Origin of the sequence: Campylobacter sp. 10_1_50 (assembly GCF_000238755.1) — a bacterium.
Classification (GTDB): Bacteria; Campylobacterota; Campylobacteria; order Campylobacterales; family Campylobacteraceae; genus Campylobacter_A; species Campylobacter_A concisus_R.
Map to the genome: position 1 here is coordinate 644,618 of NZ_JH414888.1, position 14,584 is coordinate 659,201.

15 protein-coding genes and 1 tRNA gene are annotated in these 14,584 nt (G+C 39.1%); 8 read left to right on the top strand and 8 right to left on the bottom strand.

Annotated elements, in window-relative coordinates; all coding sequences use genetic code 11:
- Positions 1-28: 28 nt before the first annotated feature.
- Complete coding sequence (locus tag HMPREF1019_RS07550) at positions 29-1,447, top strand: alanine/glycine:cation symporter family protein (protein ID WP_009295112.1); 1,419 nt, start codon at positions 29-31, stop codon at positions 1,445-1,447.
- A gap of 572 nt (positions 1,448-2,019) precedes the next feature.
- On the opposite strand, the gene HMPREF1019_RS07560 is transcribed toward HMPREF1019_RS07550, so the two are convergent.
- Positions 2,020-2,095 (bottom strand) — tRNA-Val (locus HMPREF1019_RS07560).
- 224 nt (positions 2,096-2,319) lie between these two features.
- Here HMPREF1019_RS07560 and HMPREF1019_RS07565 point away from each other — a divergent pair.
- The 4 genes from HMPREF1019_RS07565 (at position 2,320) to HMPREF1019_RS10665 (ending at position 4,078) form a co-directional block, all read left to right on the top strand.
- The gene (locus HMPREF1019_RS07565) at positions 2,320-2,757 is read left to right on the top strand and encodes a cytochrome c3 family protein (protein WP_009295114.1); all 438 of its coding nucleotides are present in this window, start codon (positions 2,320-2,322) and stop codon (positions 2,755-2,757) included.
- On the top strand, positions 2,754-3,461 hold the full coding sequence (locus tag HMPREF1019_RS07570; protein WP_009295115.1) for a cytochrome c3 family protein: 708 nt from the start codon (positions 2,754-2,756) through the stop codon (positions 3,459-3,461). The genes HMPREF1019_RS07565 and HMPREF1019_RS07570 overlap by 4 nt, the downstream gene beginning before the upstream one ends.
- Positions 3,462-3,471: 10 nt before the next feature.
- A complete protein-coding gene (locus tag HMPREF1019_RS10535; RefSeq protein WP_262359241.1) occupies positions 3,472-3,600 on the top strand; it encodes a hypothetical protein in 129 nt (42 codons plus the stop codon).
- 268 nt (positions 3,601-3,868) lie between these two features.
- Positions 3,869-4,078, top strand: coding sequence for a helix-turn-helix domain-containing protein (locus HMPREF1019_RS10665; RefSeq protein WP_187364909.1), 210 nt, complete (start codon positions 3,869-3,871; stop codon positions 4,076-4,078).
- 396 nt (positions 4,079-4,474) lie between these two features.
- Here the strand turns inward: HMPREF1019_RS10665 and HMPREF1019_RS07580 are convergent, their stop codons facing one another.
- From HMPREF1019_RS07580 to HMPREF1019_RS07590, 3 genes are all read right to left on the bottom strand, one after another.
- Positions 4,475-5,359, bottom strand: coding sequence for a methylenetetrahydrofolate reductase (locus HMPREF1019_RS07580; RefSeq protein ID WP_009295116.1), 885 nt, complete (start codon positions 5,357-5,359; stop codon positions 4,475-4,477).
- 66 nt (positions 5,360-5,425) lie between these two features.
- Positions 5,426-7,699: a 5-methyltetrahydropteroyltriglutamate--homocysteine S-methyltransferase gene (metE, locus tag HMPREF1019_RS07585; protein ID WP_009295117.1), complete on the bottom strand. Its 2,274-nt coding sequence runs from the start codon at positions 7,697-7,699 to the stop codon at positions 5,426-5,428.
- A 504-nt stretch (positions 7,700-8,203) separates the two neighbouring features.
- Positions 8,204-9,700: a C69 family dipeptidase gene (locus tag HMPREF1019_RS07590; protein ID WP_009295118.1), complete on the bottom strand. Its 1,497-nt coding sequence runs from the start codon at positions 9,698-9,700 to the stop codon at positions 8,204-8,206.
- A 201-nt stretch (positions 9,701-9,901) separates the two neighbouring features.
- Here HMPREF1019_RS07590 and rpmI point away from each other — a divergent pair, with 201 nt between their 5' ends.
- The gene (gene rpmI / locus HMPREF1019_RS07595; RefSeq protein ID WP_004317422.1) at positions 9,902-10,093 is read left to right on the top strand and encodes a 50S ribosomal protein L35; all 192 of its coding nucleotides are present in this window, start codon (positions 9,902-9,904) and stop codon (positions 10,091-10,093) included.
- A 100-nt stretch (positions 10,094-10,193) separates the two neighbouring features.
- A complete protein-coding gene (gene rplT, locus HMPREF1019_RS07600) occupies positions 10,194-10,550 on the top strand; it encodes a 50S ribosomal protein L20 (protein ID WP_009295119.1) in 357 nt (118 codons plus the stop codon).
- A gap of 52 nt (positions 10,551-10,602) precedes the next feature.
- On the opposite strand, the gene HMPREF1019_RS07605 is transcribed toward rplT, so the two are convergent.
- The 3 genes from HMPREF1019_RS07605 to dapF are packed head-to-tail and all read right to left on the bottom strand — an operon-like array spanning position 10,603 to position 13,228.
- Positions 10,603-11,598: a DNA cytosine methyltransferase gene (locus HMPREF1019_RS07605; protein WP_009295120.1), complete on the bottom strand. Its 996-nt coding sequence runs from the start codon at positions 11,596-11,598 to the stop codon at positions 10,603-10,605.
- A gap of 13 nt (positions 11,599-11,611) precedes the next feature.
- Positions 11,612-12,460, bottom strand: coding sequence for an NgoPII family restriction endonuclease (locus HMPREF1019_RS07610; RefSeq protein WP_009295121.1), 849 nt, complete (start codon positions 12,458-12,460; stop codon positions 11,612-11,614).
- A gap of 24 nt (positions 12,461-12,484) precedes the next feature.
- Positions 12,485-13,228, bottom strand: coding sequence for a diaminopimelate epimerase (dapF, locus tag HMPREF1019_RS07615; RefSeq protein WP_009295122.1), 744 nt, complete (start codon positions 13,226-13,228; stop codon positions 12,485-12,487).
- Positions 13,229-13,303: 75 nt separating this feature from the next.
- Between dapF and HMPREF1019_RS07620 the strand changes: the two genes are divergently transcribed.
- Positions 13,304-13,924, top strand: coding sequence for a DNA alkylation repair protein (locus tag HMPREF1019_RS07620; protein WP_009295123.1), 621 nt, complete (start codon positions 13,304-13,306; stop codon positions 13,922-13,924).
- On the opposite strand, the gene coaE is transcribed toward HMPREF1019_RS07620, so the two are convergent.
- Positions 13,914-14,516: a dephospho-CoA kinase gene (coaE, locus tag HMPREF1019_RS07625; protein ID WP_009295124.1), complete on the bottom strand. Its 603-nt coding sequence runs from the start codon at positions 14,514-14,516 to the stop codon at positions 13,914-13,916. The two genes, HMPREF1019_RS07620 and coaE, sit on opposite strands and share 11 nt — an antisense overlap.
- Positions 14,517-14,584 lie beyond the last annotated feature (68 nt).

Sequence of the window (14,584 nt, forward strand, 5' to 3'; positions counted from 1 at the left end):
AATCCAAATCAATCACGAAAGTTAAAAAATGCCTACAAATTTTGCTGAAATTTTAAATAACTGCGTTGAAAGTGTAAATTCATTTCTTTGGGGTCCATACTTCCTCATCGCCCTACTTTGCGGCACTGGACTATTTTTCACCATTAGACTTGGCTTTGTTCAGATTTTTAAATTTAAGATGGGTTTGGGCAAGCTTTTTGGAAATTTCTCACTGCACGGTGAGGCTGCTGGCAAGGCTGGTATGAGCTCGTTTCAGGCAGTAGCAACCGCTATCGCGGCGCAAGTTGGCACTGGCAACCTCGTGGGTGCGACGACAGCGCTTATCATGGGTGGTCCTGGAGCCATTTTTTGGATGTGGTGCGCAGCCTTTTTGGGCATGGCTACAAATTTCGCTGAAATTTGCCTCGCTCAAATTTATCGCACCAAAGATGACAGCGGCCACACGATAGGCGGTCCAGCCTTTTACATAAGCCGCGGATTAAAGGGCAAATGGGCGAAATTTCTAGCTGGATTTTTCGCTATCGCTATCATCATCGCACTTGGCTTTATCGGCAACATGGTTCAGGCAAACTCCATATCAGACGGCTTTAGCGGCGCTTTTGGCATACCGCAGTGGCTAACAGGGGCGTTTTTGGCTCTCATTTGCGCGCTAATTTTCATAGGCGGCGTAAAGGCAATAGCAAGGGTCGCTGAAAAGATCGTGCCGCTAATGGCGCTACTTTACATCATCGTTGGCGTGGTTATCATCGCTTTAAATTTTCACCAAATCCCAGAAGCGATCTCGCTAATATTTAAAGCTGCGTTTGATCCTTCGGCTGCCTGGGGTGGGGCAACTGGAGCTAGCATCGCAGCCGCTATGAGATACGGCATCGCAAGGGGACTTTTTAGCAACGAAGCTGGCATGGGCTCAACTCCACACGCACACGCTGCTGCAAACGTCAAACACCCAGTCGATCAAGCTGTCCTTGGCATAATGAGCGTCTTTATAGACACCTTTGTCATCTTAAATATAACCGTTTTTGTGGTGCTAACCGCAAACGTCATCAGCTTTGAAAACGGTAAGGCAGTCTTTACTGGCATCACCTTGGTGCAAGAGGCGTTTTCGTCACATATCTTTGGCAAAACTGGCGGTTATAGCTTCGTGGCGATCTGCCTATTTTTCTTCGCATTTACGACGATCATTGGCTGGTACTACTTCGCTGAGATCAACGTGCGCTACCTTTTTGGCGCAAAGGCGGTTAAAATTTTTAAAATTTTAGTTGTTGTTTTTGTATTTTTAGGCAGCTTGCAAAAGGTCGATTTTGTCTGGAGCTTGGCTGATATGTTTAACGGTCTTATGGTCGTGCCAAATTTGATCGCCATTATCCTTCTAAGTCCAGTCGTAGCTAAACTTTTAAAAGATCACGACACTGGCAAAGAGTACGACGTAAAAGAGTATTTGAAGTAGATTTATCTCACTAAAAAAGCTATCTTTGATTTTATGTAGTAAGAAATTTTAATGATATTTTGTCTTTATTAGTTTAAACAAAAGATAGGAAAAAAGAATTAAAGTTAAATTTACACAAATTCCAAAAGCACTTTGAATAATTAGCACCAAACCTATCATTTCAGGGAAAAAGCACATTACAACCATAGCTACTACAAATAATAAATTTACATCCAGTGATTGATTTATAGAGATTTTTAGGCTATCTATGCTTTTTTATCTACACAAGCAATAAACTCATACATCCTTAAAATTTTTATCCCAAAATGAAAGCCCAGACGATATAAAAACAACATTATTAAGAGAAATATAAAAACGTTTGCGTTTGGTACGTTTAATGCCAATGGCACAAGCACTAATGTCAAATAGGTATAATATGTTTTTAGTGAGTATTTTGGCTCAAAGTGAGTGAGATATTGCAAATTTAGCTCCTTGCTAAAACTAATGATACATCTTGTATCGTTGTTTTGCTGCAAAATTATATATGAATTATTTTTAAATGCTTATAGAAACTGAAAATGATTGAAAATAAATGGTGGCCCCGAATGGACTCGAACCATCGACCACTACCATGTCAAGGTAGTGCTCTACCAACTGAGCTACGGGACCAAAGATTTGGGATTATATTTCATTTTCCTTTTTATTTAGCTTAATTGCCATTTTCTTTTAAATTCAACTTCATAAAACTGGTCTATATTTTAGTACTCTAAAATATTATTAATGCAGATTTAATCAAGCAAGGACTATAATTTCATAAAAATAAGTTTAAGCAAAAATATTAGTTTTTCATTGAAATTTGATGTTTATAAAATCTTAAAAGAAAGGAAAAGGGTATGAATAAGCTTAAATTCATCGCTATTTTTGCCTGTTTATTTTCGCTTCATCTCTTTGGTGCCGATATACCAAAGGGCGATCTAAACGTCACAAAAGTAGTAGTCTCTGATGAGCTAAGAGCCAAATATAAGATCAAACCTCATCATGAACACCTAAGCTTTGACTGCGTTGATTGTCACCAAAACCAGGGCGATGATCCTAGCAAATTTAAAGCGATCGGCGACGCTGGCTGCCTATCCTGTCATAAGAGCAAAAAGCTCTTAGCCCAGAGGCTAAAATTTATGGATACTCTAAAGGCAAATCCTCACAACTCTGTTCACGATGGTCCGACTTTGTACTGCGACGAGTGCCACAACGAACACAAACCATCTACAAACATGTGCTCTGAGTGCCATGAACACGAGGTGCCACAATGGATGAACGGAGTAACACCATGAAAATTTCAAAAAAATTACTAGCGCTTATAATCTTCATAAGCGGAATTGTTGGATTTTTAGTCGTTCTGCCAGTTCATTACGCACTTGATGAGACGAGTGGGGATAAATTCTGCATCGTTTGCCACGAGATGGATCCTATGGTCATCGCCTACAACGACGATATCCACAGCGGCAAGGGCAAAACTGGTATCAAAGCAAGATGTGTGGATTGTCACATACCGCATGACAACATCGCAAAATACGCCCTAACAAAGGCGAAAAATGGCATTTTAGAGGGCTGGGTGCATTTCTTTGGCGATCCTAATGCTATTGACTGGCACAAAAACCTCAAAAACCGCGAGCATTTCGTCTTTGACAACGGCTGCACAAGCTGCCACACAAACGTGATAGATAGTAACAACACTTCAGCGCAAGCTCAAAAGATGCACGCGCACTACAAAAAGCTTCTTGGCAGCGATAAAGAGCTAAAATGTGTAAGCTGCCACTATGACGCAGGTCACGGCGCTGGTTTTAGAAACTACCTTGAGTACTGGAAGCCATCGTATAAAATTTACGATAAAAAGATGATCGAAAAGAGGATCGAAACTAAGCAAAAATTCTTCAAAGATGAGTACAAACCTACAAAAGACGAAGAGGAATTTTTAAAACAAAAGGCTGAAAAAGACGCCAAAAAACCAGCTGGTGGCGGTGGTCTAGCTGGCTAACAAAGAAGCTTTGCTGCTCTTAAGCGACTTTTGGCAAAATATCATCCTAAATGCATCGCTTTACCGCTTTGGGTTTAGGATGATGCAGCTAAAAAGCGCGTGCTCAGTCATCAAGGACTTTGAGCGCGGCAATGGATAAAGAAATTTAAACCTTGATCTGGCTAAATTTATAAGAGATAGCCAAAACATCACTCCAATTATGCTTTTGTTAGATGAGAGCACCCCTAGCGTTTTTAAGAGGATTTACTACGCTAGGGTTAATGATTTTATCATTAAGCTATTTTGTCCTGAAGAGTTTTTATTTCACGTTTTTAGGCTTTGTAAGGTGCTTTTAGGCTCTAAATTTGAGCTAAAAATGGCCTTTCTTTGACAAAGACTCCCTTTGCGTAAAAAAAGAGGGCGAGGTCATCTATCTTGGCAAAAAAGAGAGCCAGCTGCTTGAAATTTTATGCAAAAACTCACCACACGTCGTCACCTACGACGAGATAGATCACCACCTATATAAAAACGAAACCTTATCGCAAGACCGCATAAGATCGCTCGTACGTGAGATAAGAGCTAAGATGCCAACTATCTGCCTAAAAACCGTGCGAGGCACTGGATATAAGGTGGAGTGAGGGGGTTTAGTCAAATTTAGATCTTATTTGGAGTTAAATTTCTATACTTTTGGATCAAATTTGCTTAAATCCTGCACCCGTTTGACAACTTGTAACAATCTTTTATTAACTCATTATTTTTTTCAAAGCATCCTAGGATAGGCTTTTGATAAAGTAGCGTCTTTTTTCACAATATAAGCAAGTTATATCGCCTATTACAAAGCACTTTTTACGAAAATATATCGTTTTTACTACAAACAAATTTAGTATTATCCATTGACCATCAAAACAATGGCTTTTTTTAATTTGTAACAAAGAAGCCAAAAATCGCTAATGATAACTACTATTTTTTGTGGATTTGTGGCACCATTGCACCATCAAGAAAGAATTTGTAGAAATTTATAACAAGAGCTGGCTTTACACCAACTCTCTTATGCTTTTTGTAAGCTCCAGGCTCGCTTCGATCTCGGCGCGCTTTGCCATGACACTTTCTATATTTATGCTTAAATTTAGCCCATTTTCATCGCCAAATTTCTTTAGCTCGCACCAAATTTCTTTAATGATCTCGCAGCTACTAGCTAGGTAGTCAGAGCTTAAATTTAGCCTCTCCTCAACCGAGCTTGGCACGCTCACTCCGAGCCATTTGATAAATTCAAGCGTTTTTGCATTGCCTGCTGTGCTAAATGTAAGAAATATCGGCTCGCTTATCTTTGCAGCCGCGCAATCCTCTAAAAATTTACGCGCTAGCTGTGCGTCAAATATCGCTTGTGATATGAAAAATTTAGCTCCAGCTGCGATCTTTTCACGCATCCTTTGTGGCTCATCGCCCTTTTTGCCGTGACGCTCTGCGATACAGACACCGCCTACTGCTAACTCTTTAAATTCGCTAGCGATCTCATAGGCGCGAGCTAAATTTAGCCTAACTTTTTGCGTACTAGAAGTTGCCCCCACTAGAACGTTTAAATTTGAGCTTTGAGCCTTAAGTGCTGCGCGAAATTCATCCTCGCCGTATCCGCTAGCCACGTGGTAAAATATACTAGGAGTAGCGACGTTTAGGTACTTTTTATAGTAAATTTCTGGGCTTAGCGTCCCACTAAACTCAAATGTCCTCTCGCTATTATTTCTCTCGCTCTCGTCTTGCACCTCGTAAAGCACGAGTCCGTCGGCCTTGATATCATTTATCCGCCCCGTCCAGCGCTCTGAGATCTCACGCAGCTTTGCCTCTTCAAATTCAGCCTTTGGCGGCGTGAGTCCATAGAGTACGAGCCCTTTTTCTTTATTTAAAAATTTCTCTTTTAGCATTTTCGTAACTTTGATTTTAAATTTGCAGGATTAGCGTCTAGAAGAGCCTAGACGCTAAAATTTGTATTATAGTCCTCTTACGATCTTGACAGCTTCTATCATGTTTTTAAGGCTTGGCTCGACCTCTTCCCATTTTCTAGTTTTTAGGCCGCAGTCTGGGTTGATCCAGAGTTGCTCTTTTGGTAATACTTCAAGCAGAGCTTTGATCTGAGCGACGATCTCCTCGACACTTGGCACGCGTGGGCTGTGGATGTCGTAAACGCCAGGTCCGACCTCTTGTTTGTAGCCAACGGCTTTGAAAATTTTAAGTAGCTCGTTGCCACTTCTTGCAGTCTCGATACTGATAACATCAGCATCCATAGCCTCAATGGTCTTAATAATATCGTTAAATTCAGAGTAGCACATATGCGTGTGGATCTGAGTTTTTGCCTCAGCTGAGCTTACTGAAAGCTTGAAGCAATCAACCGCAAATTTCTCATAAGCTGGGATATTTTCAGCTCTTAGCGGATAGCCCTCTTTAAACGCTGCCTCATCGACTTGGATCACTCTGATGCCCGCATTTTGAAGGTCTGCAATCTCGTCATAGATACAAAGTGCAAGCTGTTTTGCCACCTCACTTCTTGGAAGATCATCACGCACAAAGCTCCAGTTTAGCATAGTCACAGGACCTGTTAGCATGCCCTTCATTACGTGCTTTGTGATGCTTTGAGCGTATTTCATCCACTTAACAGTCATCGGCTCTGGGCGGCTTACGTCACCAAAGAGAAGTGGTGGCTTGACGCAGCGGCTGCCGTAGCTTTGTACCCAGCCATTTTGGCTAAATGCATATCCGCTGATCTGCTCGCCAAAGTACTCGACCATATCGTTTCTCTCTGGTTCGCCGTGTACTAGCACGTCTAGGCCGATATCTTCTTGAAATTTCACGCAGTGATCGATATATTTTTTGATGCCTGCCTCATAAGCAGCCGCGTCGATCTCGCCTTTTTTGAAATTTTGGCGAAGTACGCGAAGATCAACCGTTTGAGGGAAGCTACCTATCGTTGTTGTTGGCAAGATGCCGTATTTTAGCGTTTCGCGTTGAATTTTGATGCGATCTTCAAATTTCTCGTCACGCTCAAATTTGCTTAAATTTTTGATACGTTTTTGAACGCTTTCAGAGTGGATGAGCTTTGAAGTGGCGCGAGTTTTAACAGCATTTTTGTTCTCTTCGTAAATTTTAGCCTCAGCCTCATCAAGCTTCTCGCCGTTTGCTAGTTTTGTGATGATCTTGATCTCATCAAGCTTCTCAACCGCAAAGCTTAGCCAGCTTTTGATCTCTGGGTTTAAATTTTCTTCATATTTTAGAGTGTATGGTACGTGAAGAAGTGAGCATGAAGTGCCGATGTAAAAGTCTTTGCCACCTATTTTTTCTGAAATTTCACGAACAAGTTTTACTTTCTCATCGATGTTGCTTTTCCAGATATTTCTGCCGTCGATCACGCCTGCAAATAGCGTTAAATGGCTATTTTTAATAGCCTCAAGTGCTTCAAAATTTCTCTTGCCATGGATAAAGTCAAGCGCGATGCCGTAAATTTTAGTTTTAGCCACTTCGCTAACTGCCTTTATCGCATGCTCAAAATATGTCGCAAACACGATCTTGATGTTGCTAGCAACGCCTGTTAGCTCGTTATAAACCTTTGTGATAAGTGGCAAAAGGTCGCTTTCGTTTTTGTCTGTTACAAAGATCGGCTCGTCAAACTGCACTAAAATTTCATAATCAAGCTTAGAAATTTGCTCAAGCAGCTTTTTATACTCGCCTACAAGCGCGTCAAGGTGCTTAAATGGGCAGCTGCCATCAGTTGTCTTTGAAAGAGCCAAAAATGTGATAGGACCGATCAAATTTACCTTGCCTTTTACGCCGTTAGCCTTCGCCTCTTTGTATTCATTTAAAATTTTGTCCACTTTTAGGCTAAATTTGCTCTCGCTGCTAAGCTCTGGCACGATGTAGTGGTAGTTTGTGTTAAACCACTTTGTCATCTCCATCGCAACGCCATTTTTGTTGCCTCTTGAGCAAGCAAAATATTGCTCCAAGCCGCTTAAATTTGCAAATCTTGGAGGTGTAGCGCCAAAAGCAATGATGTTATCAAGCATTAGATCGTAAAATGAAAAATCATTAACGCTAATAGCCGAAATACCAGCGTCTTGTTGATATTTCCAGTGTCTTTGGCGAAGTGTCTTTGCAGTCTCTTGCAAATTCTCTTCACTAAAACCCTCTTTGCCAGTCCAAAAGCCCTCTAATGCGCGCTTTAACTCTCTTTTTTCTCCGATTCTTGGAAAACCTAAAACATAACTTTTTATCATTTTATCCTTTTTAAATTTCTATTTTTAAAATTAAATCTGCGCAAGGCACAGCAACCTTGAATATTTTTATGCAGGTATATCCCTGCGACCCAAACCCCCAGCACGTTCAATGTTGTTGCGCTGCGCACAAGTCTGGGTCACACCACACGCGGCGGATGACACCCACTTCTTCTTAAACTAAAGTAAAATTTATAAAAAACCCTGCTAAAAAGATCCTTGCCAAATTTCAGGCATTGCTTAGCTTTGCTATTAAAAATGCAGTTACAATGCAGCGGACCTGCTAGCAAAAATGGACTTATCTCAATGTGAAAAAATGTAAAATCATTTAAAAATTTGCGTGTTTTTTGAAAATCGCTGATATGTTTTTTGCCGAGATTAATGAGCTTTACGCATGGGACAAGGCATCAGCGTTTTCCTTTGTAGTGAATTTTTGTCGCATTATAAACGCTCTTTGCCAAATTTTTGTTTAAATTTGGGCGCTACTAAATTTCACGCCCAAAACTTTTAGTCTTTTTTGCCTTTATTTAGAGATTTTAGCTTAGCATCCATATCAGCTGTAAGCATAGTAAAGACCTTGTTTGTAAGCTGCTGTGTTAGATCTTTAGCCTCTTGCATAGTCTTTTGGCTAAATTCATTTAAGAGTTTGTCTGCTTTTTTCTTATCTTTTTTGTAAAGTTTGACGTACTCATCTTCAAATTTAGCCTGTTTTACCGCCAACTCTTTTTCAAATTTAGCGTAGGCCTCTTTTACCACTGGCGAATACTTCTCATAATCAGTCATCACAAGGGTTTGAAGCTTTCTATAAACCCAGTAAATCGAAGTATCATCAGCGTCGTATGAGCCATCAGAGTAGCCTTTTATAAAGCCATCAAGCCCCTCGTAATACGGCAAATAAACGCTAAGATCAGCCATGCCAAGAGCGACGTAGGTCACACGGCCGATCTCTTTTGGTAGCCATGGGCGCACCTGCATGACGTGAGACTCGTATGTTCTAAAGACGCTTATAGCGCGGTAGATGTTTTTCTTATCTTCGTCTTTACTAACGTAGTTATCAAACGCAGTGCCGTCGTAGTGGGCTCTCATCGCAGCTTTTAGATCCTCAACACTTAGTTTTTTCTCTGGTTTTAAAAATACTGGGAATTTCTGACCATCGGCGAAGTCTTGTTTTAGGCTTGGGTTAAACATGCTTTGAACCCAGCAAACACGTGGGTAGTTGTAAGTCACATCTCTCTCATCATCCCTTGTATAGGCCTTTGTGAAGTTAAATTCTCCATCTTTTGCAGGGTCATAAGTCTTGTTATCGATCGCAAATTTGATAACATCTTTTGCGCCCATGAAATTTGGATCATTCTCTTTATAAGCGTGAAGTCTGCCTTGGTTTGCAGTGACGAAATACTCATCTTGTGGGATCTTTGAAGCGATCCACTTATGGCCTGTGCCAGTTTCAAAGTACCAAAGCTCATTTGCATCGACAAATACCACGCCAAAGCCCTCGCCAGCGCCTTTTGTCTCCACTATCTCGCCAAGAAGCTTAACGCCCTCTTTTGCACTCTTCATACGTGGCAAAAGTACGTCTGGGATGTCATCTTCTGTGATGCCGGTCTCTTCGTTGTATGGATCAACTTTTAAAAGCTCATCTTTTGCATAGATGGTCTCAGTGCCACTAAGTCCTACGCCAGCCTCGTTGTAGCCGACTGCTCCGTGAAGTTTTGTGTGTGAGTTTGCGATAGTTGTGTATCTCATGCCATCTTTTGGGAGTGGATATGTAAAGTCATTTGCGCCGTCATGTGCCTTTGAGCTGTGCATGCCAGTTTGGTTTTTCGTAGCTGGATGTATCAAAAAGACTTGCGCCTTTATAGCTTTGCTATCAGCACTTCTAGCCACTAACATAGAGCCATCGTTTGAAGCTTTATCTCCTACTAAAATGGTAGTGCATGCCAAGCTACTTGTGCCTAAAATCGCACTCATAGCGACGATTGATGCGAGAATTTTCCCTTTCATTTTTACTCCTTTAGTAAAATAAAATTTTCATATGTAATTATATGCCAAATTTAATAATTTAATTATAAATTTTAAAACTTTTTTAAGTTAAATGTAAATTTATTGCAAATTTTGTCTAAGTGAAATTTAAATTTTCTAAAGGATTTTTCGCTATAATCCAAATCTTACGCACTTGCGTATAAAATTTCAAAAAGGATTAGCATGCCAAAGATGAAAACCGTTCGCGGTGCTGCTAAGCGCTTTAAAGTAGGTAAAAATAAGATAAAAAGAGGCTCTGCTTTTAGAAGCCACATCTTAACAAAAAAACCTACTAAGCGTATGAGAGATTTGCGTGGCCCAAAATACGTGGACAGCACAAATGTCCCAGCCGTTCGCAAAATGCTCGGCGTATAAGCAGCTGTAGATTTAAGTTTTTGACAAAAAAGTCATTCAAACTCCCCCAAATTTAGGGGCAAGACTCACTTCGTGAGCGCCAATTTGTAAAAGGATAAATATGGCAAGAGTAAAAACAGGCGTAGTTAGAAGAAGACGCCATAAGAAAGTTTTAAAGCTAGCACGTGGCTTTTTCAGTGCTAGACACAAACACTTTAGAAAAGCTAAAGAGCAACTAGAGAGAAGTTTAGTTTATGCATACCGCGACAGACGCCAGAAAAAACGTGATTTCAGACGTTTATGGATCGTTCGTATCAACGCAGCTTGCAGACTAAACGACATTAGCTATTCAAGATTTATCAACGGCTTAAACAAAGCTAACATAGAACTTGATAGAAAAATTTTAGCTGATCTAGCTATGAATGACGCGAAGGCATTTGCGGCACTTGCAAAACAAGCAAAAGATGCTTTGAAATAACACCTTTTCTCCGCTTCGGCGGAGATCTTCTTTTTTTAAATCCTACAAATTTTCATCTAAATTTATTTTTATTTAGTGCTAACATAATCTCATTTGCAATCACATATGCCAAATTTACTGGCACAGCATTACCAATCATTTTATAGGCATCATTTAAATTTGTATAATAGAATTTAAAATTATCTGGAAAACCTTGAATTCTGGCACACTCCCTAACTGTCAATCTTCTATATAAATTTTCTTTACCAGGTTCAAAAATATTCTTATTTTTTTCTACTTTAGGCATAATTGGAGCTTGAGGGTGTAATTGACACTGTCTTCCAGAAGCTTGAACAGTAAAAGCTTGTTCATTCCACTGTCTAACTCTATTTCTACTCATAAAAATAGGTGAATATGCACCAATAAAATATTCATGGTTTAATACTTGACACTTATCACCGTTTGTTTTATTTTGGCTTAAAGCAGGTATTGCACTATCTTTTAGATCATATATAGCATCTTTAAAAGTCATCTTATAGCTATATGGTTTTGGTGGGTTTTTAAAATCTATATTTAAATCTTTTCTAAAACCTACATAAAATACTCTTTTTCTATCTTGTGGCACTCCATAATCACTAGCATTTAATAGATGGATAAATACGTCATATCCAGCTTCTTCAAATTGAGAAATAATATTTTTCACAGCACTATTATGTCTTTTTGCCATCATTCCTTTTACATTTTCTGCTAGAAAAAATTTTGGTTGTTTATCTTTTAATATTCGAATATATTGATAAAATAATTGTCCTCTCGGGTCATCAATTCCTTTTAGCGAGCCTGCCTCACTCCAAGATTGACATGGTGGTCCTCCTATGATTCCATCACAATCAGGAAATTTTGATGATGGTATAGTGCATATATCTCCTTTTATTAAATTCGTATTATGATTTTTTTCATACGTTTCCCATATCGTTTTATCATATTCATTGGCTGTCACAACCTTAAAACCAGCTTTTTCAAAACCTAAGTCAAGTCCTCCTGCCCCTGAGAATAAACTAATTAAATTCATATATAAAACTCCTTTATATAGCAAAACTTATTAGTTTAGCTTTTATAAGTTGAGCTGGATTATCAGGATTCTTGACTTCAACATTCTTTTTACTAACAATATCAGTCTTTTCTTCAATTAGTTTTTCAAGATCTTCTTTATTACTAAAACTTGCCCATTTTTTATCACTTATTAAACACATAAAATTAAATTTTTTATCTAGATCTCTCTTGCAAATATCATCTTTAAAAACTTTCCAAGGATTTTCAATCCCCCACATTCCTCTAATTCGTAAATACGTAACCCCTAACGGATCTACTTTATTAACCCTGCCTAATTCTTTTGTTTCAGAAAATTCAACAGTAGTGATCGCCTCTACACCATTTTTAATCTTTTGTCTAATTTTTTCATAGCATTCTTCAGAAGCACAAAATTCAGTTCCATATACCATACATAAGCTGTTTAATTTATTGTTTTTTACTACACCAACAGCATAAATTATATCTTTTTCATGCCAGTCCTCACAGTTTCTACAAGCACTGGAAAGCATAGGATTTTCTTTTCTTAACGTGTGTTTAGGATAACTACTATTTAAAGCCAGTGAAGCATCTTTTGATTCAATCTTTTTTACTTCTATCGCATCACCACCTTTTAAGATAATATCTGGCGGATTATTGCTATTTCCTAAATAAGAAAATATTTCACTCCATCTTTTATTTCTATCTTCTGGAGTTAAATTAAAACTATCAGCAAATAGATCTTTTATAAATTCTTCTAATGCGTCCCCTGCGTTGTTGGCTCTATTTTTATTAGAATAATGTGTTTTTATCTCCAATATAGGGTTATTTATTACATTTATAACTGCATTTATTAAATTACTCATATTTGTATTCCTTAATTAATAAGACTAAATTTCGATACTCGTATCAAAGCAGTGTTTCACCGCTCCGCTAAATAAGATTTTGCCGTTTTCTAGCCTAAGTCCAAGCTCCTCGCCGCTTTTTGGATAGACTTTTAGACATTGCGCTGCGTTTAAATTTAAAGTAGCGCCATAAAAGCAAGCCGCCATGCCAGTGCCACAAGCTAGCGTCTCGTCCTCCACGCCCCTTTCGTAGGTTCTTACCTTTAAAACTCCGCCATCAAATTTGGCTAAATTTACATTTGCATTGTATTTTTGGCGAAGTGCCCTGCACTCTTTGACGTCAAATTCATCTAAATTTTGCGTGAAATTTACAAGATGAGGCACGCCAGTATCGTAAAAGTACCAAGTTTTGCCGTTTTCATTTAGCGGTTCGCTTAAAATTTTTGGACTTGTTAGCACGACCTCAACGCGCTCATCTTTCACGCTTGCCATCACCTCGCCGCTACCAGTTAGCAGAGCAAATTCGCTTGAACTAACAAGGCCGTTTAGATAGGCATATCTAGCAGCCGCACGCGAGCCGTTGCCACACATCGCAGCATAGCTTCCGTCGCTGTTGTAAAACTCCCATTTCACGCCCTTTTCATAAGGCAAAAGCACGATGAGCCCGTCAGCTCCCACGCCGTTTGTTCGGCTACAAATTTGCCTTGCTAGCTCGCTTCTATCTTTGCTCAAAAATGTGTGAAATATGACAAAATCGTTGCCGCTAGCGTTATATTTTGAGACTTGCATGAGCCATCCTTCTATTTTTTGCTTGATTTTACTAAAATTTAGATAAGAATTTTTAATAAATTTAAAGGAGCCACTTTGAAGAGCTACATCTTAAATTTAGAAAAAGAGTTTTCTTTGATAGAAAATGGCTTTAAAGAGCAAGAAAATAGGGCTTTGGCTGACTATAAAGCAAAGGGAGCTGCGCACTGCAAAGAGCTTGCATACCTAGCATACGGCTCGGAGGTCTATCAAGTGCGGATGTATGCGGTTTTTCTCTTTGGACACCTATCAGATAGCGAAGAAATTTTGACGTTTTTGAGAGATGAAGTTTCAAAAGATGAAAACTGGCGAGTTCAGGAGGTGCTGGCAAAGGCGTTTGACGAGTTTTGTAAAAAAGTAAGCTACGAGCAGGCACTTTTTGTCATTGATAACTGGCTAGAAAACGGTAATGCAAATGCAAAAAGAGCCGTAACAGAGGGCCTTAGAATATGGACAAATAGGCCCTATTTTAAAGATAACCCAGATGAGGCCATTAGGCGCCTAGCCAGCTTAAAAGAAGACGAGAGCGAGTATCTTAGAAAGTCGGTTGGCAATGCTCTAAAGGATATAAGCAAGAAATTTCCAAATTTAGTAAAAACCGAGCTTGCTAGCTGGAATTTGGGTAGTAAAGAAGCCATGCAAACATATAAATTTGCTAGTAAAATTATCAAGAAATAGCGCAAATTTGCTTTAGAAATTTCTCTAGATCGAGTTTTAAATGCTCCCTATCGCTGCTATTATCTATAACAAATTTTGCCATTTTTTTCTTTTGCTCAATGTCCATCTGAAGCTCTACTCTAGCTTTTGCCTCATTTAAGCTTAGCCCATTTCGGCTCATTAGACGGCTTAGCAAAAGCTCTTTTGGCGCGTAGATCACAGCTACATTTTTAAATTCGCTGTAACGCTCTTTTTTTTCAAAAAACAAAGGGATATCTACAAAATAAACCTGCTCCAAACGCTCAAGCTGCGAAGCTTTGAAAAAAATTTCAGCCTTTATCTTTGGATGTAAAATTTGCTCTAAATTTTTAAGCTTTTTTGGCTCTTTAAAGACGATAGCACCCAGTTTTTTGCGATCTATCTTGCGAGCCTCATCTAAAATTTGCTCGCCAAAAGCTTCTACTATCTCACATTTACAAATTTCAAGCTGCTCGTGCGCGATAAGGTCCGCATCTATCACGCTAAAACCTCGCTCTTTTAGTAAATTTACAACCGTGCTTTTGCCGCTAGCGATCGAGCCTGTGATGACGTAGGCGTTTGGAAATTTCTGCAAACTCGCTCCATTTTTGAAAATTGATAACAATTTTAGCAACTTTTGGCTAAAGTTTTAAAAAATAACCA

Bases quoted from the DNA above. Each gene is read 5' to 3' on its own strand.
- HMPREF1019_RS07550 (WP_009295112.1), top strand. From the start codon at position 29: ATGCCTACAAATTTTGCTGAAATTTTAAATAACTGCGTTGAAAGTGTA.
- HMPREF1019_RS07565 (WP_009295114.1), top strand. From the start codon at position 2,320: ATGAATAAGCTTAAATTCATCGCTATTTTTGCCTGTTTATTTTCGCTT.
- HMPREF1019_RS07570 (WP_009295115.1), top strand. From the start codon at position 2,754: ATGAAAATTTCAAAAAAATTACTAGCGCTTATAATCTTCATAAGCGGA.
- HMPREF1019_RS07580 (WP_009295116.1), bottom strand. From the start codon at position 5,359: ATGCTAAAAGAGAAATTTTTAAATAAAGAAAAAGGGCTCGTACTCTAT.
- metE (WP_009295117.1), bottom strand. From the start codon at position 7,699: ATGATAAAAAGTTATGTTTTAGGTTTTCCAAGAATCGGAGAAAAAAGA.
- HMPREF1019_RS07590 (WP_009295118.1), bottom strand. From the start codon at position 9,700: ATGAAAGGGAAAATTCTCGCATCAATCGTCGCTATGAGTGCGATTTTA.
- rpmI (WP_004317422.1), top strand. From the start codon at position 9,902: ATGCCAAAGATGAAAACCGTTCGCGGTGCTGCTAAGCGCTTTAAAGTA.
- rplT (WP_009295119.1), top strand. From the start codon at position 10,194: ATGGCAAGAGTAAAAACAGGCGTAGTTAGAAGAAGACGCCATAAGAAA.
- HMPREF1019_RS07605 (WP_009295120.1), bottom strand. From the start codon at position 11,598: ATGAATTTAATTAGTTTATTCTCAGGGGCAGGAGGACTTGACTTAGGT.
- HMPREF1019_RS07610 (WP_009295121.1), bottom strand. From the start codon at position 12,460: ATGAGTAATTTAATAAATGCAGTTATAAATGTAATAAATAACCCTATA.
- dapF (WP_009295122.1), bottom strand. From the start codon at position 13,228: ATGCAAGTCTCAAAATATAACGCTAGCGGCAACGATTTTGTCATATTT.